The 17,837-nt window shown below is 75.0% G+C and carries 18 protein-coding genes and 2 pseudogenes; 10 read left to right on the forward strand and 10 right to left on the reverse strand.

Going from position 1 to position 17,837, the window contains the following annotated elements; all coding sequences use genetic code 11:
* Position 1: 1 nt before the first annotated feature.
* Genes ACZ411_RS09910 through ACZ411_RS09920 form a run of 3 tightly spaced genes read left to right on the forward strand, consistent with a single transcriptional unit; the run spans position 2 to position 2,086 of the window.
* Positions 2 to 247: a hypothetical protein gene (locus tag ACZ411_RS09910; RefSeq protein WP_464170572.1), complete on the forward strand. Its 246-nt coding sequence runs from the start codon at positions 2 to 4 to the stop codon at positions 245 to 247.
* The gene (locus tag ACZ411_RS09915) at positions 138 to 1,487 is read left to right on the forward strand and encodes a dihydrolipoyl dehydrogenase family protein (protein ID WP_464170531.1); all 1,350 of its coding nucleotides are present in this window, start codon (positions 138 to 140) and stop codon (positions 1,485 to 1,487) included. Before ACZ411_RS09910 ends, ACZ411_RS09915 begins: the two co-directional genes overlap by 110 nt.
* On the forward strand, positions 1,484 to 2,086 hold the full coding sequence (locus tag ACZ411_RS09920) for an NAD(P)H-dependent oxidoreductase (protein ID WP_464170300.1): 603 nt from the start codon (positions 1,484 to 1,486) through the stop codon (positions 2,084 to 2,086). Before ACZ411_RS09915 ends, ACZ411_RS09920 begins: the two co-directional genes overlap by 4 nt.
* Positions 2,087 to 2,110: 24 nt before the next feature.
* Here ACZ411_RS09920 and ACZ411_RS09925 read toward each other — a convergent pair whose 3' ends face one another.
* The gene (locus ACZ411_RS09925; RefSeq protein ID WP_464170302.1) at positions 2,111 to 3,154 is read right to left on the reverse strand and encodes an NAD(P)-dependent alcohol dehydrogenase; all 1,044 of its coding nucleotides are present in this window, start codon (positions 3,152 to 3,154) and stop codon (positions 2,111 to 2,113) included.
* Positions 3,155 to 3,199: 45 nt separating this feature from the next.
* Here ACZ411_RS09925 and ACZ411_RS09930 point away from each other — a divergent pair, with 45 nt between their 5' ends.
* Together ACZ411_RS09930 and ACZ411_RS09935 are read left to right on the forward strand one after the other, a co-directional pair.
* Entirely contained in the window at positions 3,200 to 3,772 is a 573-nt protein-coding gene (locus tag ACZ411_RS09930; RefSeq protein ID WP_464170304.1) for a TetR/AcrR family transcriptional regulator, read from the forward strand.
* 22 nt (positions 3,773 to 3,794) lie between these two features.
* Complete coding sequence (locus ACZ411_RS09935) at positions 3,795 to 4,337, forward strand: N-acetyltransferase family protein (protein ID WP_464170306.1); 543 nt, start codon at positions 3,795 to 3,797, stop codon at positions 4,335 to 4,337.
* A gap of 72 nt (positions 4,338 to 4,409) precedes the next feature.
* Here ACZ411_RS09935 and ACZ411_RS09940 read toward each other — a convergent pair whose 3' ends face one another.
* From ACZ411_RS09940 to ACZ411_RS09950, 3 genes and pseudogenes are all read right to left on the reverse strand, one after another.
* Positions 4,410 to 4,892 carry a hypothetical protein gene (locus ACZ411_RS09940; protein WP_464170308.1) on the reverse strand — a complete coding sequence of 161 codons (483 nt, stop codon included), beginning with the start codon at positions 4,890 to 4,892 and terminating at the stop codon, positions 4,410 to 4,412.
* 87 nt (positions 4,893 to 4,979) lie between these two features.
* Positions 4,980 to 5,894, reverse strand: a complete 915-nt coding sequence (prpB, locus tag ACZ411_RS09945; RefSeq protein WP_464170310.1) for a methylisocitrate lyase — start codon at positions 5,892 to 5,894, stop codon at positions 4,980 to 4,982.
* Positions 5,894 to 7,444: pseudogene (locus ACZ411_RS09950) on the reverse strand (MmgE/PrpD family protein). The gene prpB and the pseudogene ACZ411_RS09950 overlap by 1 nt, the downstream one beginning before the upstream one ends.
* A gap of 101 nt (positions 7,445 to 7,545) precedes the next feature.
* On the opposite strand from ACZ411_RS09950, the gene ACZ411_RS09955 reads away from it, so the two are divergent.
* The 3 genes from ACZ411_RS09955 to ACZ411_RS09965 are packed head-to-tail and all read left to right on the forward strand — an operon-like array spanning position 7,546 to position 9,601.
* Entirely contained in the window at positions 7,546 to 8,490 is a 945-nt protein-coding gene (locus ACZ411_RS09955) for a GNAT family N-acetyltransferase (protein WP_464170312.1), read from the forward strand.
* A gap of 8 nt (positions 8,491 to 8,498) precedes the next feature.
* Positions 8,499 to 8,774, forward strand: coding sequence for a hypothetical protein (locus ACZ411_RS09960; RefSeq protein ID WP_464170314.1), 276 nt, complete (start codon positions 8,499 to 8,501; stop codon positions 8,772 to 8,774).
* Positions 8,771 to 9,601, forward strand: coding sequence for an aromatic acid exporter family protein (locus ACZ411_RS09965; RefSeq protein ID WP_464170316.1), 831 nt, complete (start codon positions 8,771 to 8,773; stop codon positions 9,599 to 9,601). The genes ACZ411_RS09960 and ACZ411_RS09965 overlap by 4 nt, the downstream gene beginning before the upstream one ends.
* Here the strand turns inward: ACZ411_RS09965 and ACZ411_RS09970 are convergent.
* A complete protein-coding gene (locus tag ACZ411_RS09970) occupies positions 9,587 to 10,597 on the reverse strand; it encodes an EamA family transporter (protein WP_464170318.1) in 1,011 nt (336 codons plus the stop codon). The genes ACZ411_RS09965 and ACZ411_RS09970 overlap by 15 nt on opposite strands.
* Positions 10,598 to 10,670: 73 nt before the next feature.
* On the opposite strand from ACZ411_RS09970, the pseudogene ACZ411_RS09975 reads away from it, so the two are divergent.
* Positions 10,671 to 11,230 (forward strand): annotated as a pseudogene (locus ACZ411_RS09975) (CGNR zinc finger domain-containing protein).
* Between the two features lie 34 nt (positions 11,231 to 11,264).
* On the opposite strand, the gene rsmI reads toward ACZ411_RS09975, so the two are convergent.
* From rsmI to ACZ411_RS10000, 5 genes are all read right to left on the reverse strand, one after another.
* The gene (gene rsmI / locus ACZ411_RS09980; RefSeq protein WP_094116450.1) at positions 11,265 to 12,080 is read right to left on the reverse strand and encodes a 16S rRNA (cytidine(1402)-2'-O)-methyltransferase; all 816 of its coding nucleotides are present in this window, start codon (positions 12,078 to 12,080) and stop codon (positions 11,265 to 11,267) included.
* Between the two features lie 957 nt (positions 12,081 to 13,037).
* Complete coding sequence (locus tag ACZ411_RS09985; protein ID WP_464170320.1) at positions 13,038 to 13,331, reverse strand: hypothetical protein; 294 nt, start codon at positions 13,329 to 13,331, stop codon at positions 13,038 to 13,040.
* Between the two features lie 3 nt (positions 13,332 to 13,334).
* Positions 13,335 to 13,865, reverse strand: a complete 531-nt coding sequence (locus ACZ411_RS09990) for an SRPBCC family protein (RefSeq protein ID WP_464170322.1) — start codon at positions 13,863 to 13,865, stop codon at positions 13,335 to 13,337.
* Positions 13,866 to 13,945: 80 nt separating this feature from the next.
* Complete coding sequence (locus ACZ411_RS09995; protein ID WP_464170324.1) at positions 13,946 to 14,653, reverse strand: NADPH-dependent F420 reductase; 708 nt, start codon at positions 14,651 to 14,653, stop codon at positions 13,946 to 13,948.
* A gap of 61 nt (positions 14,654 to 14,714) precedes the next feature.
* A complete protein-coding gene (locus ACZ411_RS10000; protein ID WP_464170326.1) occupies positions 14,715 to 15,338 on the reverse strand; it encodes a TetR/AcrR family transcriptional regulator in 624 nt (207 codons plus the stop codon).
* A gap of 223 nt (positions 15,339 to 15,561) precedes the next feature.
* Between ACZ411_RS10000 and treS the strand changes: the two genes are divergently transcribed.
* Positions 15,562 to 17,832 (forward strand): maltose alpha-D-glucosyltransferase, encoded by a 2,271-nt coding sequence (gene treS / locus ACZ411_RS10005; protein WP_374953162.1) that lies wholly within the window; start codon positions 15,562 to 15,564, stop codon positions 17,830 to 17,832.
* The last annotated feature ends 5 nt before the right edge of the window (positions 17,833 to 17,837 follow it).

The following is a 17,837-nucleotide window of genomic DNA, read 5'->3' on the forward strand; positions in this document are numbered from 1 at the left end:
CATGCCCGAGAGCACCGACCACGCCGATCCCGCCGACCACGCCGACGCCCCGGCGCACTACGACGTCGCCGTGATCGGCGGGGCCCGCCGGCACCGCCGCGGCCCTCCGCGCCGCCGAGCTCGGCGCGTCCGTCGTGGTGCTGGAGGCCGGCCGCGTCGGCGGCACCTGCGTCAACACGGGGTGCGTGCCCACGCGCGTGCTCGCGAAGACCGCGCGGCTCGTGCGCGAGGTGCGCTCCGCGGGTGAGAGCGGGATCGGCGTGGGCACGCCTGTGCCGCACTGGCCCTCGATCGTCGCGCGCGTGCACGAGCAGGTCGACCGGGTGCGCTCGCTCAAGCGCGAGGCCGAGCGGTTCCAGGAGGCGGGCGTGACGCTGGTGCACGAGGGCCGGGCGCGCTTCGTCGACGACCGCACGCTCGTGCTCGACAGCGGGCGGCGCGTCACCGCGGCATCCGTGATCGTGTGCGTCGGCGGCCACTCGCGCCGCCTGCCCGTGCCGGGCGCGGAGCTCGCGACCGTGCCCGAGGACGTGCTCGCGCTGCCGGAGATCCCCCGCCGCCTCGCCGTCATCGGGGCCGGCAACACGGGCGCGCAGCTCGTCACCGTCTTCCGCTCGTTCGGGTCCGAGGTCACGCTGCTCGACGTCGCGCCGCGCCTGCTCACCGCCTCGGACGCGGCGATCTCCGAGGCCGTGTCCGACGCGTTCCGTGCGCAGGGCGTGCGCGTGCACGTGGGCATCGACACGGTGACGGGCATCACGCGCTCGGCCGACGGATCCCTCACGCTGCTCTGGCGCGCGGGCGACCGGCCGCAGTCCTCCAGCTTCGACGCTGTGATCATGGCCACCGGCTGGCCGGCCGACGTCGAGGACCTGGGGCTCGACGCCGCCGGCGTCGAGGTCACCCGGTCCGCGATCCCGGTGGACCGGTACCTGCGCACGCGCGTGCCGCACATCCTCGCGGTGGGCGACGCGAACGGGAAGGACATGCTCGTGCAGGCCGCGCAGTCCGAGGGCGAGGCGGCGGCCGAGAACGCGGTGCTGGGCGTCAACCGGCGCATCCCGCTGCAGCTGCTCCCGGCGGGCGGGTTCACCGACCCCGACTACGCGGGAGTCGGGCTCACGGAGGCGGAGGCGCGCGATCGCGACGGCGCGTGCGTCGTCGCCCGGGTGCCGTTCTCGGAGGTCGACCGCGCCGTCATCGACGACCGCGAGGCCGGCTTCCTGCTCCTCATCGCCGACCGGCGCCGCGAGCTGATCCTCGGCGCGCACGCCGTGGGCGAGAACGCCGTCGAGGTGATCCAGTCGGTGACGACCGCGATGGCGGCCGGCGTCGACGTGGCCACGCTCGCGCACGTGCGGTTCCGCGTACCCGACGTACAGCGCGATCATCGGGATCGCGGCCCGGCGGCTGCTGCAGGAGGACGACCGGGCGGGCGAGCTCGACTGAGGACGCACCCGGGCGGGCGTGGTCGGATGGACGCATGACCGCGCTGATCGTCACGGCCCATCCCGATCCCGACTCCCTCACCCACCACGTCGCCCGCCGGCTGGAGGTCGCGCTCGGCGCGTCCGACGGTGCCGACGCATCCGGCGTCACGACCGCGCACCTCGCGCAGGAGGGCTTCGACCCGGTCTTCGGCATGGCCGACCGGCGCGCGTACGCCGGCGACTCCCCCGCGCCCGCGGACGTCCTCGCGGAGCAGGCGCGGCTCGGCGCCGTGGATCACGTCGTGTTCGTCTTCCCCGTGTGGTGGTGGTCGATGCCCGCGCTGCTGAAGGGCTGGATCGACCGCACCTTCATCGCCGGCTGGGCCTTCGGGATCGACGACGAGGGCCGCATCGAGGAGCGGCTCCAGCGGCTCACCGTGCACCTCATCCCCGTGTCCGGCACGAGCCGCGCGTCGTTCGCGCGGCACGGCTACCTGTCGGCGTTCGAGACGCAGGTGGGCCACGGGATCCTCGACTACTGCGGCGCCCGGCGCGGCGCGACCGCGTTCGTCCACGACTCCGAGTCGGGCGACCGCGACGCGACGGGTGCCGAGGTGGAGCGAGCCGTCGCGGAGGTGATCGCCGCGATCGGCTGACGTCCGGCCGGCGTGCGGATCCGCTCAGGTCGCGTCGTCGATCCCCGCCATGTCGAGCACGAAGCGGTAGCGCACGTCGTTGCGGCGGAGGCGCGCGAACGCGGTCTCCACGGCGTCGGCGGGCAGCACCTCCACATCCGCGGTGATGCCGTGCTCGCCGCAGAAGTCGAGCAGGTCCTGCGTCGCGGGCCGCCCGGCGCTGCCGGAGGACGTCAGCTTCCGGCGGCCCGTGAGGAGGTCCATCGCCTGCACGGAGAGCCCGCCGAGGTGGCCGAGCACGCAGAGGGTCCCGTCGAGGTCGAGCACCCGGAGGTAGGGCGCGAGGTCGTGGGCGACGGAGACCGTGTCGACCACGAGGTCGAGGCTGCGGTCGAATCCGGCCATCGCGGCGCCGTCGGTCGAGACCACGGTGCGGGTCGCGCCCAGCCGCTCGGCGTCGGCCGCCTTCGCCGCGGTCGTGGTGAACACGGTGACCTCCGCGCCGAGCGCCCGGCCGAGCCGCACGGCGAGGTGCCCGAGCCCGCCGAGGCCGACGACGCCGAGCCGCGTGCCCGGTCCGACGCCCGCCGCGCGCATCGGCTCCCATACCGTGACGCCCGCGCACATGAGCGGGGCGACGGCGGCGGGGTCCAGGGCCGCGGGCCGGCGGTAGACGAAGGACTCGCGGACGACGTAGCGACCGGCGTACCCGCCGAGCGTGGGGGACCCGTCGACGCGGTCCCGGCCGCCGTAGGTGAGGGTCGGGAACTCGACGCACATGTTCTCCTGCCCCGCCCGGCACATGCGGCAGACGCCGCAGGAGTCGACGATGTTGCCCACCGCGACGGGGTCGCCAGGGGCGAAGGCCGTGACGGCGGATCCGACCGCGACCACCTCGCCGACGAACTCGTGGCCGGGGACGAGCGCGTGGTCGCGACCCGGCTGGTCGAGGGCGTGCAGATCGGAGTGGCAGACGCCGACGTGGGTGACGCGGACGTCGACGTCGTCCGGGCGGAGGGCGCGACGGTCGATCGGCGTCGGGCGGAGGGGCTGGCCGGAGGCCGGGGAGAGGAGGGCTGTGGTGCGCATGCGCCCACCCTACCTACTGGTTGGTAGATCGGTAGGGTCGAGGGCATGACGACGGCCGACCGCACCCGCCAGCGCATCCTCGACGCCGCCACCGAGGAGTTCGCCGCGCGGGGCATCGCCGGAGCGCGCGTCGACCGCATCGCCGCCGCCTCCGGCATGAGCAAGCCCATGCTCTATGCGCACTTCGGGGCGAAGGACCGCCTGTTCGACGCCGTCTTCGCCGAGCACGTGATCGCGAACGGCGACCGCGTGCCCTTCACCGCCGACGACCTGCCCGGCTACGCGGCGCTGCTCTACGACGACTACCTGGCCGATCCCGCGCTCGCCCGCCTCGTGATGTGGAAGCGCCTCGAGCGCGAGCCGGCCGGCTACCTCTACCCCGGCCTCGAGGAGCACGACGCGGGCCACCGGCGCGACATCGTCGCCGCCCAGACCGCGGGCCGGATCCGGGCGGACCTCGACCCCGACGACGTCTGGAGCGTGCTCATCGCCACGGCCGCGAGCTGGGCGCAGATCTCGATCACGACGGTGGCGACCGCCGACGAGCCGGACGGCGTGCACGCCCGCCGCCGCCGGGCGCTCGCGGAGACCGTGCGCGACGGGCTCTGCGGCGGCTGACCGCGGCACGTAGGTTCGGTCCATGAGCGCTCCCGCCGATCCGCCCCGCGACCGACCGGACGACCCCGACGCCGCCGACGCCGACGCCGCCGGGCCGACCGCGCATCCCGCCGTCATCATCCGCCCGGCGCGCCCCGAGGACCTGCCGCGCGTCGCCGAGCTGCGCTGGCGGTGGAGCGTCGACGAGTCGGGCATGGACCCCGCAACGGACGCCGCCGGGTACGCCGCCGCGACCGTCGCCTTCGCCGAGGCGCACGCCGCCACGCACCGGTGCCTCGTCGCGGAGGCCCGCGGCGAGATCGCGGGCATGGCCTGGATCGCCCTCACGGACCGGCCGCCGACGCCCGACGACCTCAGCCGCGTCGCCGGCGACGTCCAGTCGGTGTACGTGCTGCCCGCGCTCCGCGGCTCGGGCACGGGCGCACGCCTCCTCGAGGCGCTGCTCGACGTGGCGCGCGATGCCGGCTGCCGCTACGTGCGCGTGCACTCCAGCACCCGCGCGATCCCCCTCTACGCCCGCGCCGGGTTCGCGGTCGACGAGACGTACCGCGTCGTCCGCCTCTGAGGGGCGGCGCCGCTCGCCGGGCCGACATCACGCCCGCCGCGGTTCCCCTCCGGGCGGAAGGGGACGACCTCCTCACTCCGGCGCGAGCACGAGATCGAGTGGCGGCTGGTCCTCGCGGTCGAGGACCACGGCGAGTCGCGCCTCGTGCGCCGCCTCCTCGGGCACGTCGACCGCGTAGGAGGTGGGGCCGAGGTCCTCGCTGCAGGCCTGCCCGCCCATGCGATCCATCCGGATGCGCAGGCCGCCGTCGGCGGGTAGCACCGCCGTCGGTGCCTCCGGGCAGGTGGACGAACCGTACGTCGTGACGAGGAATCGCTCCCCGACGTCGAGCCACCGCACCTCGGGATCCGTGTGCGCCGGGCCCTCGAACCTCACCAGCCCCGCGCCGACAGCGTCGAAGCGCTCCCCCACGACGGTCGGCTCGGGCGGGTGGGACGCCACGAGGACGACCGTGGCCAACGCCGCGGCGCCGACCGCGAGGGCCGCCACGGAGAGGCGGGTCATCGTCCGCGTGAAGACGGGGTCGTGTCGGAGGTCGTCCTCGCGTCGCCGCATGCCCGCTCCTTCCGCTGCCCCGAGTCGACCACAGGCCGGGGTCGACGGCCACCCTCCCGATCGGGTGGGCCGCCGACCGCGGCGGCATCACGCCCCGCCGCGGTTCCCCTCGAGCGTGAAGGTGAAGACGTCCTCGTCGAAGGCGGTGTAGCCGGCGTAGTCGAGCAGCTCGTAGAGGCGGGCGCGGGTCTGCATCTCGGGCACCTTCGCGGCGAGCGTGCCCTCCTCGAGGATCGCGTCGAGGCCGCGCTCGGCGGCGCCCATCGCGAGGCGCAGCAGCGAGACCGGGTAGATGACGATGTCCACGCCCACGTCGCGCAGCTGGGAGGTGGTGAACAGCTCGCTCTTCCCGAACTCGGTCATGTTGGCGAGGATCGGCACGTCCACCGCGGCGCGCATCGCCGCGAACTCGGCGAGGTCGGCCATCGCCTCGGGGAAGATCGCGTCGGCGCCCGCGTCGACCAGCGCGCGGGCCCGGTCGACGGCGGCGTCCATGCCGTCGACGCCGCGCACGTCGGTGCGGGCCATGATCAGCAGGTCCGGGTCGCGGCGGGCGTCGACCGCCGCACGGATCCGCTTCAGCGCGGTCGACTCGTCGACCACCTGCTTGCCGTCGAGGTGGCCGCAGCGCTTCGGGTTCACCTGGTCCTCGATGTGGAGGCCCGCGACGCCCGCGTCCTCCAGCATCTGCACCGTGCGGGCCACGTTCATCGGCTCGCCGAAGCCCGTGTCGGCGTCGACGAGGCACGGCAGGTCGGTGACGCGCGCGATCTGCTGCGAGCGGCCGGCGACCTCCGTGAGGGTCGTGAGCCCGATGTCCGGCAGCCCGAGGTCGGCGGAGAGCACGGCGCCCGAGATGTAGACCCCGTCCATGCCCTTGTCCTGGATGAGCCGGGCCGACAGCGGGTTGAACGCGCCCGGCATGCGGATCAGCTCGCCGCTCGCGAGGCGCTCGCGGAACGCGCGGCGCTTGGCGGCGGCGGTGAGGGCGGAGTGCAGCACTAGAGGAGTCCCTTCGGGGAGCCGGCGCGCTCGAGGAGGCCGGGGTCGGGCGGTGACGGTGAGGCCGGCGAGCTCGTCGGCCGTGAGCTCCGGCAGGCGCTCGACGAGCGCGAGGAAGCGGTCGACCTCGGCCTCCTCGAGCACGCCGTCGGCGAGGGTTCGGAGCTTGGCGACGTAGTCGGCGCGCGCGAACGGCCGGGCGCCGAGCGGGTGCGCGTCGGCGACGGCGATCTCGTCGACGATGGTCGAGCCGTCCGTCAGGCGGATCTCGACGCGGCCGCCGAACGCCTTCTCCGCCGGGTCCATCGAGTGGTAGCGGCGCGTCCACTCGGGGTCCTCCGTCGTCGTGACGCGGCGCCACAGGTCGACCGTGTCGGGACGGCCGGCGCGCTCGGGCGCGTACGAGTCGACGTGGTGCCAAGCGCCGTCCTGCAGGGCGACCGTGAAGATGTACGGGATCGAGTGGTCGAGGGTCTCGCGGCTGGCCCGCGGGTCGTACTTCTGCGGGTCGTTGGCGCCGGATCCGATGACCACGTGCGTGTGGTGCGACGAGTGGATGAGGACGCGGTCGACGGCGTCCGCGTCGGCGAGCACCGGGTGCGCGTGGTGCAGTCGCCGGGCGAGGTCGATCCACGCCTGCGCCTGGTACTCGGCCGAGTGCTCCTTCGTGTACGTGTCGAGGATCGCCCGCTTGGCCTCGCCGGGCCCGGGCAGCGGCACGTCGTAGCCGGCGCCGGGGCCGTCGAGGAGCCACGCGATCACGCCGTCCTCGCCCTCGTAGATGGGCGTGGGGCTCGTCTGCCCGCGCATGGCCCGGTCGATCGCCTCGACCGCCATCTTCCCGGCGAAGGCCGGAGCGTGCGCCTTCCACGTGCTGATGGCGCCCTTGCGCGACTGCCGGGTCGCGGTGGTCGTGTGCAGGGCCTGGCCGACGGCCTGGAACACCGTCTCCGCGTCGAGGCCGAGGAGCGTGCCGATGCCGGCGGCGGCCGACGGGCCGAGGTGCGCGACGTGGTCGATCTTGTGCGCGTGCAGGCTGATGGCCTTCACGAGGTCCACCTGGATCTCGTAGCCGGTCGCGATGCCGCGCACGACGTCCGCGCCGGTGATCGGGCGGCCGTCCGGGCGCCCGGCCGCGGCGGCGTGCTGCGCGGCGGCGAGGATCGGCGGGATGTTGTCGCCCGGGTGCGAGTACTCCGCGGCGAGGAAGGTGTCGTGGTAGTCGAGCTCGCGCACGGCCACGCCGTTCGCCCAGGCCGCCCACTCGGCGCTCACGCGGGTGGCGGGATCCGCTCCCACGACCGTGGCGCCGGCACCGCCCGTGGACGGCCCGTGCGCGAGGGCCTGCGCACGCGCCGCGACGACGGGCGCCCGCGTGAGCGAGGCGGTGGCGACGGCCGCGTTGTCGATGATGCGGTTGACGATCATCTCGGTGACGTCGGCGTCGACCTCGACGGGATCCGCGGCGACGGCGGCGATGCGCCCCGCCAGCTGCTCCCCGGAGGCAGGGCCTCGTCGCTGCGGTGGACGCGGACGCGGTGGATCTGCATGCTGTTCCTCACGGTCGGGCGCCGGACGCGGAGGGCTCGGGGCCTCGTCCGCGCGGCACCGGTCCAGCGTATCCACCGCCCGGCCCGTCCTACGCTGGCGTGTGCTCATCGTCTCCCCGGAGTCCCCCCGCCGCGACGACGTGCTGCCGCTGCTGCGGCAGGCCGACGAGTACGCGCTCGCGCTGTACCCCGCGGAGAGCTACCACTCGCTCGACGTCGCCGCGCTGGAGCGGCCGGGGGTGGCCTTCCTCGTGGCGCGCGAGGACGGGCGCGCGCTCGGCACGGCGGCGGTCGTGGACGGCGACGACGGATCCGCGGAGCTGAAGCGGGTGTTCGTCACGGACGCGGCGCGCGGCCTCGGCGTCGGCCGGGCGCTGCTCGCGGCGGCGGAGGCCACCGCCCGGGAGGCGGGCGCCTCGCTCATGCGGCTGGAGACGGGTCTGCCGCAGACCGCCGCGATCGCCCTCTACGAGCGCGCCGGGTACCGGCACGTGCCCCGCTTCGGCCCGTACGCCGCCGATCCGACGAGCGTCTGCATGGAGCGGGACCTGCGGCGGGCAGCAGGGCCCCTCCCCGCCTGGATCCTCCGCCCCGCGCTCCCCGACGACGCGGCCTGGATGGCCGAGCTCCGCGCCGTCGTGCTCCGCCCCGACCTCGAGCGGCTCGGGCGCTTCGATCCGGTGCGGGTCCGCCGCCGCCTCCTCGACGGGTGGGCCGCCGAGCGCACCTCCGTCATCCGCGTCGACGGCCGCGACGCCGGACTCGTGGCCTGCCGCGAGGAGCCGGATGCGTGGTGGGTCGAGCACCTCTACCTGGACCCCGCGGCGCAGGGCCGCGGCATCGGCGGCGAGGTGCTCGCCGACCTCATGGACCGGCACGACGACGGCCGGCCGTTCCGCCTCGACGTGCTGCAGGGAAGCCCGGCCCGGCGCCTGTACGAGCGGGCCGGCTTCCGGGTGGAGCGCGAGGACCCGGTCGACGCCTGGCTCGTGGCGCCCGGCCGCGGGCCGACCGCCGGCCCGGTCGCGCCCTCCCCGCGTCGATAGCCTCGGGCATGGTCACCCATCGCGTCCGGGACGCCGTCGTCGGCGCCTGGCGCGCGGCCACCTCCCCCGGCCGCCTCGTCCTCGCCGCGAAGACCGCGCTCGCGGTCGGCATCGCCTGGGCGGTGGCGCCCTACGTGCCCGGCGTCGCGAGCGAGTACCCCTACTACGCGCCGCTCGGCGCGCTGGTGAGCATGTACCCGACGCTCATGGGGTCCGCGCGGACGGGCCTGCAGACGCTCCTGGGCCTCGGGGCGGGATCCTGCTCGCGACCGGGGTCATCATGACCACGGGTCCGTCGTGGTGGTCGATCCCCGTGATCGTCGGCATCGGCGTGATCCTCTCGGGCTCCGGCTGGTTCGGCGCCGGCCGCGAGTACGTGCCGATGGCGGCGCTGTTCGTGCTCATCATCGGCGGGCAGGACGCCGACCAGTACTCGCTCGGCTACGTCGCGCAGATGGCCGTGGGCGTCGTGACCGGGCTCCTCGTCAACGTGCTCGTGATCCCCCGGCTGTCGAGCGGGGCGGCGAGCGCCCGCATCAGCGACTTCCAGCGCGAGGTCGCCCAGCGCCTCCGGGAGGTCGGCGATGCCGTGGAGTCCGAGGCGCCGCCCGCCCACGCCGACTGGATCCGCGCGAGCGAGGGCCTCGCCGACACCGCGCGGGCCGTGCGCGCCGACCTGCGGGAGGCCGACGAGAGCCGGAAGGGCAACCCGCGGGCGCTGGTGAACAAGCGGGACGTGCGCATCGACCACGCCCGGCTCGAGGCGATGGACCAGATCGTCTGGCACGTGCGCGACGTCTCCGCCGCGCTCGCCGACACCATCTGGCAGCAGCGCGGGTCGTCCGCCCTCGACCGCGACGTCGCCGCCCCCGTCCGCGCCGCGTGCCACGCGGTGGCCGACGTGCTCGAACTCGACGACCCGGACTCCCCCGAGCGGCACCGCGCGATGGGCGAGGCCGCCCGTCGGGTGCGCCTGCTCGTGGAGGCGGTGGACCGCCGGTCGCAGGAGCTCGGCCGCGCGATGGGGCCCGGCGTGCTCACGGCGATGCACCTCAAGCGCGTGCTGCGGCACCTCGAGCCGGTGGACGCGGCGGAGTCACCGGCCCCGTAGCGCGGGCCCGGATCCCGGCGAGGATCCGGACGAGGCGACGGCCGCCGCTGCCGCCGCGGTCCCGGCCTCCGCGCCGCCGGGCAGCGCGTCCGCCCGCGCGTCGAAGCGCACCGCGACGATGCCCGCCACGATCAGCACCCCGCCGACCAGCTGGAGCGCCGTGAGCGCCTCGCCGAGCAGCAGCCACGCCCAGGCACCGGCCGCCGCCACCTCGAGCAGGCCCGTGAACGACGCGAGGCGGGATCCCAGCATCGAGCCCGACGTGATGCCCGCGCCGTACGCGAGGGCGGTGGCGACGACGCCGACCACGAGCATCGGCACCCACCACGGCACGACGTCCCCCAGCACCTCCACGTCGGCGGTGGATCCGGTGAAGGGCACGAGGCCCGTCACGCCGACGATCCCCAGCAGCACCGCGGCGACCAGGAGGCCCGCGGCGGCGAGCGCCACGGGCGGCAGGCCGTCCGCTCCCCGCGCGGCGATGGCGAAGTAGCCGGCGCAGCCGACCATGGCGCCGACCGCGAAGAGGAGGCCGACGGGATCCAGCGCCCCGCCCCCGGAGGGCGCGACCACGAGCGCGAGCCCGCCGGCGGCCGCGACGGATCCGAGGAGCACCGGCAGCGCGGGCCGCCGCCGGGTCACGACCCACGCCACCGCGACGAGCAGCAGCGGCGCCATGAACTCGATGAGGATGGCCGTTCCCACGGGGATCCGCTCGATCGCCGCGAAGTACAGGACCTGCGCGCCGGCCACGCCCACGACCGCCATGCCGAGCACGCGCCGCCAGGCCCGGAGGACGGGGCGGAGGTCGCCGCGGAGCTGGACGAGCGCGACGGGGGCGAGGATCAGCCCGCCGATGACCGCCCGCAGCGTGACGGCGGCGACCGGGCTCCAGCCGGCGGCGAGCAGGGGCTTCACGAAGGCGCCGGACAGCCCGAAGGACGCGGCGGCCACGATCGCGAGGACCAGGCCGGTGGTGAGGTGGCGGCGTTCCATGGTGTGCTCGTTCCGTCAGGGGCCAAGCGGCCTACGGTCCTGACGTTAAACTGGACTCGGATAAGGAGTCAAATTGCTTTTCGCCCCTGACACGGAGGACGTGCTCACGTTCGACGCCGTCATCCTCAACACGGCCCCGCGCGCCACCCGGACCGGCCTCGACCTGCTGTCCACCCCGGAGCAGCTCGCCGATCTGATGACCCGCAACGGGTTCTCCGGCCGCTTCGACCGCGATGAGCGCGAGCTCCGCGAGGTGCACGAGGCCCGCGCCCGGCTGCGCGAGATCTGGACCCTCGACCGCGACGCCATGGTGGATCCCGTCAACGAGCTGCTCGCCCGCCACCGCGCCTCCCCCGGCTCGTCCGGCACGACGCCCTCGACTGGCACCTGCACGCGACGCCCGACGACGCGCCGCTCGCCGACCGCGTGCTCGTGGAGGCCGCGATGGCGCTGGTCGACGTGGTGCGCTCCGACGCGACCGACCGGCTCCGGGTGTGCGCCGCCGACGACTGCGACGGCGTGCTCGTCGACCTGTCGCGCAACGGCTCGAAGCGGTTCTGCAGCGTGCGCTGCGGCAATCGGATGAACATGGTCGCGTTCCGCGAGCGCCGCGCGCAGGATCCGACCGGCTAGGCGCCGACGCCCGGGCCTGCCGCGACCGCCGGCATCACCTGGCCTGCAACGCCGCCTGGTACAGGTCGCGCTTGCCGAGGCCGGTCGCCTCCGCGATGGTGCCCGCGGCGTCCTTCAGGCGGGCCCCGTCGGCCACGAGCTCCAGCACCTGCGCGACGCCCGTGGCGAGGTCGATCTCGAGGGCCGCGGCCCCCTCCGCGACGACCACGATCTCCCCGCGCACGCCCTCGGCCGCCCACGCGGCGAGCTCGGCCGCGGTGCCGCGGCGCACCTCCTCGTACAGCTTCGTGAGCTCGCGGCAGACGACCAGGCGGCGATCCGGGCCCCACTCGGCGACCACGTCCTCGAGCGACGCCTGCAGCCGGTTCGGGGACTCGAAGAACACCATCGTGCGGCGCTCGCGCACCAGCTCGCGGAGCACGCGACGTCGGTCGCCGCCCTTCCGCGGCAGGAAGCCCTCGAACGTGAAGCGGTCCGTGGGGAGGCCCGAGACGGCGAGCGCGGTGATCACGGCGCTCGGCCCGGGCAGCGCGGTCACGCGGACGCCCGCGGCGGCGGCCGCCTCCACGAGGTGGAAGCCGGGGTCGGAGATGGCCGGCATGCCGGCGTCCGAGAGGACGAGCACGTCGGTCTCGCGCGCGAGCTCGACGAGGTCGGCGGAGCGCTCCTGCTCGTTGTGGTCGTGCAGCGCGATGAGGCGCGGCCGGTTCTCGACGCCGAGGGCGCCGAGCAGGCGGATGGTCGTCCGGGTGTCCTCCGCGGCGACGACGGTGGCGGAGCCGAGGGCCTCCACGAGCCGCCGCGACGCGTCGCCCAGGTTGCCGATGGGGGTCGCGCCGAGGATGATCACCGGTCGATCATCCCATCCGGTCCGGGCGCGGACGCGATGGCGGGCTGTGCGGCGGCCGCGCGGCGGTGCCCTCCCGCGCCCTACCGTCTCCTCCCATCCGCGAGCATCCTCGTCGGCACGCCGACGACCCCGTCGGCCCATCCCCTCCGGAAGGCCACCATGACCACCGTCCGCCCGCTCCCCGCCCCGCTGCCCCCGGTCCCGCCCGGAGCCGCCGCTCCGACGGGCGCCGCTCCGGCGGCCGACCGCCGCGCCTCGACCGCACGCCGCGCGCCGGCGACCCGCCGGCACCGCCTCCGCGGCCTGGTCCCGAGGGCGGCCGTCGTCCTCGCCGTCGCCGTGGCCGCCTCCTCCCTGGCCGCGCCGACTCCGGCCTCCGCCGACCCTCTGGGCGACGCCCGGTCGGCGATCTCCGCCTCCGTGGAGCACCGGACCCTCCCCCAGGACGTCGTGTCGGGCCGCATCACGGTGGACCAGATCGTCGACGTGGTCCTCGCGACGGGGACGGCATCGCCCTCGTCCCGCGCGGCTCTGACGCGTCAGGCGACGGAGGAGGTCGAGGACCTCCGCGCGGGCATGGCCGCCGGCGAGGCGCCGGGGCTCGAGGACGGGCCGGGTCGGCGCGGTACCCCGATCCGGTCACCGCCGATGCGCACTGGCGGAGCAAGGTCTTCCACTGGAAGACCTTCGCCGTCCCGTCGAGGGGGTTCGTGGCGGGGGTGGCGGCATCCGCGGTCGTCCTCCTATCGATCGGCGCGACCTGCGTCGGCCACGGCGCGGTCGTGTGCGCGGCCGTGTCCGCGATGAGCGCGGGGGCGAGCGCATTCATCGCGACCACGGCCACCTACTGCGTGCATGAGGGCCGGCGCTTCGTGTACGTGAAGGTCCCCGACTTCTGGAACTCGCACTGCGGGACTGAGCCGCGGCGGGCACCCGGGCGGGCCGGCACGCGGGCGATCACCCGCGGGCCGGCCCGCCCTCGGCTGCGTCGTCCTCGTCCTCGTCCGCATCGGGGCCGTCCGGGTCGGTGCCGTCCCGGGCGCTCCCGCCGCGGACCGCGTTCACCACGCCCGCACCGATCGCGAAGAGCCCGAGCGGCACGCCGAACAGCACGATCGTGTCCAGCCTCCCCGCGCTGTCGATCTCGCCGAACGCCCCCGTGAGGCCGAGCACCGAGACGACGCACAGCACGACGCCGATGGCGATGAGCCCCCAGGTGTCCGGCCACCGCCGCTCCCTCCGCAGGAACACGCGTCAGCTCGTGACGCCGGAGCCCGTGACGCCGGAGCCCGAGCCCGCGCCGACTCCCGCGCCGACCGCCGCGAGCACCACCGGATCCTGGCACCCGCGCGCGAACCCGTCGATGCGCCGGTCCATGTCGCGCTGCAGGATCCACGCCCCGATGCGCTCGGCCAGGGGTGCGAGCCAGGCGGGCCGGCAGGCGAAGTCGTAGCGCCAGGTCGCGAGCGTGCGGCCCGGCTCGCCCTCGGCGGCCGCGAAGCGCCAGCCTCCGCCCATGCGGGCGAAGAACCACGACCCCTGGGTCATGCGCATGCCGACGTTCGTGGGCGGCTGGTGCGAGACGTACTCGCTCCCCATGCTGAGCCCCAGGCGCGAGACCGTGAACGTGCGGACGCCCTTCGCCGGCTCGGTCGCGCCGCCCATGAGGTGCTGGTGGGCGATGAACGGATCCCACCGCTTCCGGACGGCGCCCTGCGTCTGGGAGATCGCGAACGCGACCTCGGGCGCGACGGGGACGATCCGGCGGGACTCGACGACGGGCACGGCCCCGACGCCGGCATGCGCGTCGGCGCGGCGGCCTCCCCGCGCCCCCGCCGATACGCCCCGGCCGCCGGGCGGCGAGGTCAGAAGCGACGCGCGCCCACGTCCGGCCGGCGCGACGCGGCGAGCACCTCCCGGAGGCGTGCCGCGGACACGGGGGCCCCCGGGTCCGCGAGGTAGTCGTGCGCGAAGAGGTCGGGGTCGGCGGCGTACGTGGCGGTGTACGCGCCGGACTCCGGCTCCGCACGCCACGAGTCGGCGAGCGTGCCGGCGGCCATCGCGTCGAAGCCGAGCTCGTCGACGACGGCCACCACGCGCTCCACCGCCCCCGCGTCATCGCCGAAGACGGGCAGCGCGGTCCTCGGGGCGGAGTGCGCGAGCGCGGGGATGTGCCGGAACAGGATGTTGTTGAACGCCTTCACGATCGCCACGCCGGGCAGGAGCGCCTGCTCGTGCTCGGCGGTCGTCGCCGCGAGGGCGTCCAGCGGCGCGATGCGCCCGTCCCGGTGCGGATAGTAGTTGCCCGTCGACAGGACGACGCGGCCGGCGAGCGCATCGGCCGGGAGCGAGGGGTAGGCCCCCAGTGGCACCGCCAGCACGGGGACGTCCCCGAACGCGGCCGCCTCCGCCACGTCGCCCGCCCGCGCGCTCGGGCCCAACTCCTCGATCAGGCCCGCGAGCGACGCCGGGCCCCGCAAGTTCGCGATGAGCACCTCGTGCCCCGCGGCGACGGCCAGCCGGGCGATCGCCGTGCCGATGTCTCCGCTGCCGATGATCCCGATGCGATCCATGCGCTGTCTCCTCCTGGTCGTGCTCGTGGTGGCCGGCGGGGATCCCCGTCGGCGTTCGTGGTCAGTGCCGATCCGCGGCGGACGCGGCGGCGGGCCCGCCGGACGACGACGACGCCCATCCGGACCGCGTCAGGGCGGCGAGCGACGTCGCGGACGCGTCGTCCGCGAGCGCGGCCCCGCGCACCCAGCTGGTCGCGAGGGCGGCGAGGAACAGGTCACGCGCCCGGATGCCCGGTCGGGCGTGCCCGTCGCGCTGGGCCGCCGTCAGGAACTCCTCGGTCGTCGTGATGAAGCCCGCGCAGCGGGTGGCGAGCGGTGACGCATCGGTCCGCGTGGCAGCCCGGAGCGGCTCGGGGAGCCCGTCGAACGCGGACGCCCAGGTGACGACCGCGTCGAGCCATCCGGCCAGCGCCTCGCCCGTGTCGGAGGACGCGCTCCGCAGGCGCTCCCGCTCGGCCACGACAGCGTCGTCGCGGGCGGCGAGGAGTGCGGCGAGCAGGGCCTCGCGCGTCGGGAAGTGCCGGTACAGGGTCCCGGGGCCCACGCCGGCCCGCTTCGCGATGGCGTCCAGGGGTCCGTCGACGCCGTGCTCGGCGAAGTGCCGCTCCGCGACGTCGAGGAGGAGGTCGCGGTTCCGACGGGCGTCGGCGCGCGGCGCACGGGCGATGCGGGTGGTCTCGGGCATGCGGCTCCTCGTCTCCGTAGCGGACAGTGCGTCCGGATCACTCTAAGCGGAGAGCTGATCCGCTTGCAAGCGAGCGGGGACGCGCTTCCCGATCCGCCCCGGCCCGCCCGCGCCACGCTCCACGACGTCCCTCATCCTGCGTACGCTCGTCAGAGCGGCCCCGCGGGGCCGACGGCGCCCGGACCGGGCGCGACGCACCACCACCACCTGCGAGGAGCACCACGTGGACGACGCCATCCCGACGGACGCCATCGAGACGCACGCCGTCCCCGAGCCGGAGCCCACGGAGATCACGTACGACGACAACCGCTTCCCGGCGCGCCCCGCGCGCCTGCGCTCCCGGCCGCAGATGCGGGCCAGCGGGATCCGCCGCTCGTCGTCCGACCCGCGTGCCGCCGACGCGTCGAACCCCTCCTACGTCGAGTGGCTCCGCCGCCAGTCGATGCTCGGCGACGCCGACGTGCTGAGCCGCGGCCTGTCCGGCTCGCCCAGCATGTGGTCGAACCCCTACGCCCGCCCGGACGCGCGCCGCGCCATCGACACCGCGTCGGTCTGGTTCACCGCCTACCCGATCTCGCTCATCACCAAGGGCGGTGAGTCGTACCTGGCCGCCCTCGGCGACCCGCAGCTGTGGGAGATCTTCCAGCGCATCGGGATCGAGGCCGTGCACACCGGCCCCGTGAAGCTCGCCGGCGGCATCACCGAGTGGTCGCAGACCGCGAGCGTCGACGGCCACTTCGACCGCATCAGCACCCAGATCGACGCGGCCTTCGGCACGGAGGACGAGTTCCGCCGCCTCACCGAGGTCGCCGACCAGCACGGCGGCAGCGTCATCGACGACATCGTGCCCGGCCACACGGGCAAGGGCGCCGACTTCCGCCTCGCCGAGATGGGCTACAAGGACTTCCCCGGGATCTACCACATGGTCGAGATCCCCGAGGAGGACTGGCACCTGCTGCCGGACGTGCTCCCCGGCCGCGACGCCGTGAACCTCGACGTGGCCGCCGAGCAGGCGCTCGCCGACCAGGGCTACATCATCGGGCGCCTGCAGCGCGTCATCTTCTACGCCCCCGGCGTCAAGGAGACCAACTGGAGCGCCACCGCGCCCGTGCTGGGCGTCGACGGACGCACCCGCCGCTGGGTGTACCTGCACTACTTCAAGCAGGGCCAGCCCTCCATCAACTGGCTGGACCCCACGTTCGCCGGCATGCGCATGGTCATCGGCGACGCCCTGCACTCGCTCGGCGACCTCGGCGCGAGCGCCCTGCGGCTCGACGCGAACGGCTTCCTGGGCGTGGAGAAGAGCGTCGAGGGGCCGGCCTGGTCCGAGGGCCACCCGCTCTCCGAGGCGGCGAACCACCTCATCGCGAGCATGGTGCGCAAGGTCGGCGGATTCTCCTTCCAGGAGCTGAACCTGACGATGGAGGACATCCGCGACACCGGCCGCGTCGGCGCCGACCTCTCCTACGACTTCATCAACCGGCCCGCGTACCAGCACGCCCTCGCGACCGGCGACACGGAGTTCCTGCGGCTCACGCTCCGCACCTCGCTCGAGGTGGGCGTCGAGCCCGTGACCCTCGTGCACGCGCTGCAGAACCACGACGAGCTCACGTACGAGCTCGTGCACTGGGCCACCGAGCACTGCGCCGACGTCTTCCCCTTCCGGGGCGCCGAGATGACGGGCGCCGATCTCGCGGAGACGATCCGCGGCGACCTCCTCGAGGAGCTGACGGGCGACAGCGCCGACTACAACCACGTGTTCACGACCAACGGCATCGCCTGCACCACGACCTCGGTCATCGCGGCCGCGCAGGGCTTCACGACCCTCGACGCGATCGGGGACGACGACGTGGACGGGATCCGCGCCGCGCACCTCCTGCTGGCGAAGTTCAACGCCTGGCAGCCGGGCGTCTTCGCCCTCTCGGCATGGGACCTGCTCGGCGTGCTTCCGCTGCAGGCGTCGCAGGTGGCCGACCTCATCGAGGGCGGCGACACGCGCTGGGTGCACCGGGGCGGCCACGACCTGCTCGACGCGGCGCCCGAGGCGACCGCGTCCGGCGCCGGCATGCCGCGCGGCCGCTCGCTGTACGGATCCCTCCCCGCGCAGATCGAGGACCCGGCCTCGTTCGCGTCCGGACTCCGCAGCGTCCTCGAGGTGCGCGAGCGCTTCGACGTGGCCGTCGGCACCCAGCTCGACGTGCCGGACGTCGGCCACCCCGGCATGCTCGTGATGGTCCACCGCCTCGACAACGGCGACCCGTCGGGCGACGCGCGCCTGCAGCTCACGGTGCTGAACTTCACGGGCGAGCCCATCCTCGCGACAGTGCGCTCCGAGCACCTGCCGAGCCGCCGCGCGGTGCGCGACGCCACCACCGACGAGGTCATCGGCCAGGTCGACGACCTGTCCAGCTTCCCGGTGCAGCTGGAGCCCTACGCGGGCCTCTTCCTGCTGCTCGACGACGAGCCGGACGCCGCCGAGGACGACGCCGAGTAGCCGCG

The sequence above is a fragment of the Clavibacter sp. AC415 genome (assembly GCF_979252985.1).

What these genes read in the sequence shown, in the direction of transcription:
- ACZ411_RS09910 (WP_464170572.1), top strand. Translation starts at nt 2, where the DNA reads ATGCCCGAGAGCACCGACCACGCCGATCCCGCCGACCACGCCGACGCC.
- ACZ411_RS09920 (WP_464170300.1), top strand. Translation starts at nt 1,484, where the DNA reads ATGACCGCGCTGATCGTCACGGCCCATCCCGATCCCGACTCCCTCACC.
- ACZ411_RS09925 (WP_464170302.1), bottom strand. Translation starts at nt 3,154, where the DNA reads ATGCGCACCACAGCCCTCCTCTCCCCGGCCTCCGGCCAGCCCCTCCGC.
- ACZ411_RS09930 (WP_464170304.1), top strand. Translation starts at nt 3,200, where the DNA reads ATGACGACGGCCGACCGCACCCGCCAGCGCATCCTCGACGCCGCCACC.
- ACZ411_RS09935 (WP_464170306.1), top strand. Translation starts at nt 3,795, where the DNA reads ATGAGCGCTCCCGCCGATCCGCCCCGCGACCGACCGGACGACCCCGAC.
- ACZ411_RS09940 (WP_464170308.1), bottom strand. Translation starts at nt 4,892, where the DNA reads ATGCGGCGACGCGAGGACGACCTCCGACACGACCCCGTCTTCACGCGG.
- ACZ411_RS09960 (WP_464170314.1), top strand. Translation starts at nt 8,499, where the DNA reads ATGGTCACCCATCGCGTCCGGGACGCCGTCGTCGGCGCCTGGCGCGCG.
- ACZ411_RS09965 (WP_464170316.1), top strand. Translation starts at nt 8,771, where the DNA reads ATGACCACGGGTCCGTCGTGGTGGTCGATCCCCGTGATCGTCGGCATC.
- ACZ411_RS09970 (WP_464170318.1), bottom strand. Translation starts at nt 10,597, where the DNA reads ATGGAACGCCGCCACCTCACCACCGGCCTGGTCCTCGCGATCGTGGCC.
- ACZ411_RS09995 (WP_464170324.1), bottom strand. Translation starts at nt 14,653, where the DNA reads ATGGATCGCATCGGGATCATCGGCAGCGGAGACATCGGCACGGCGATC.
- ACZ411_RS10000 (WP_464170326.1), bottom strand. Translation starts at nt 15,338, where the DNA reads ATGCCCGAGACCACCCGCATCGCCCGTGCGCCGCGCGCCGACGCCCGT.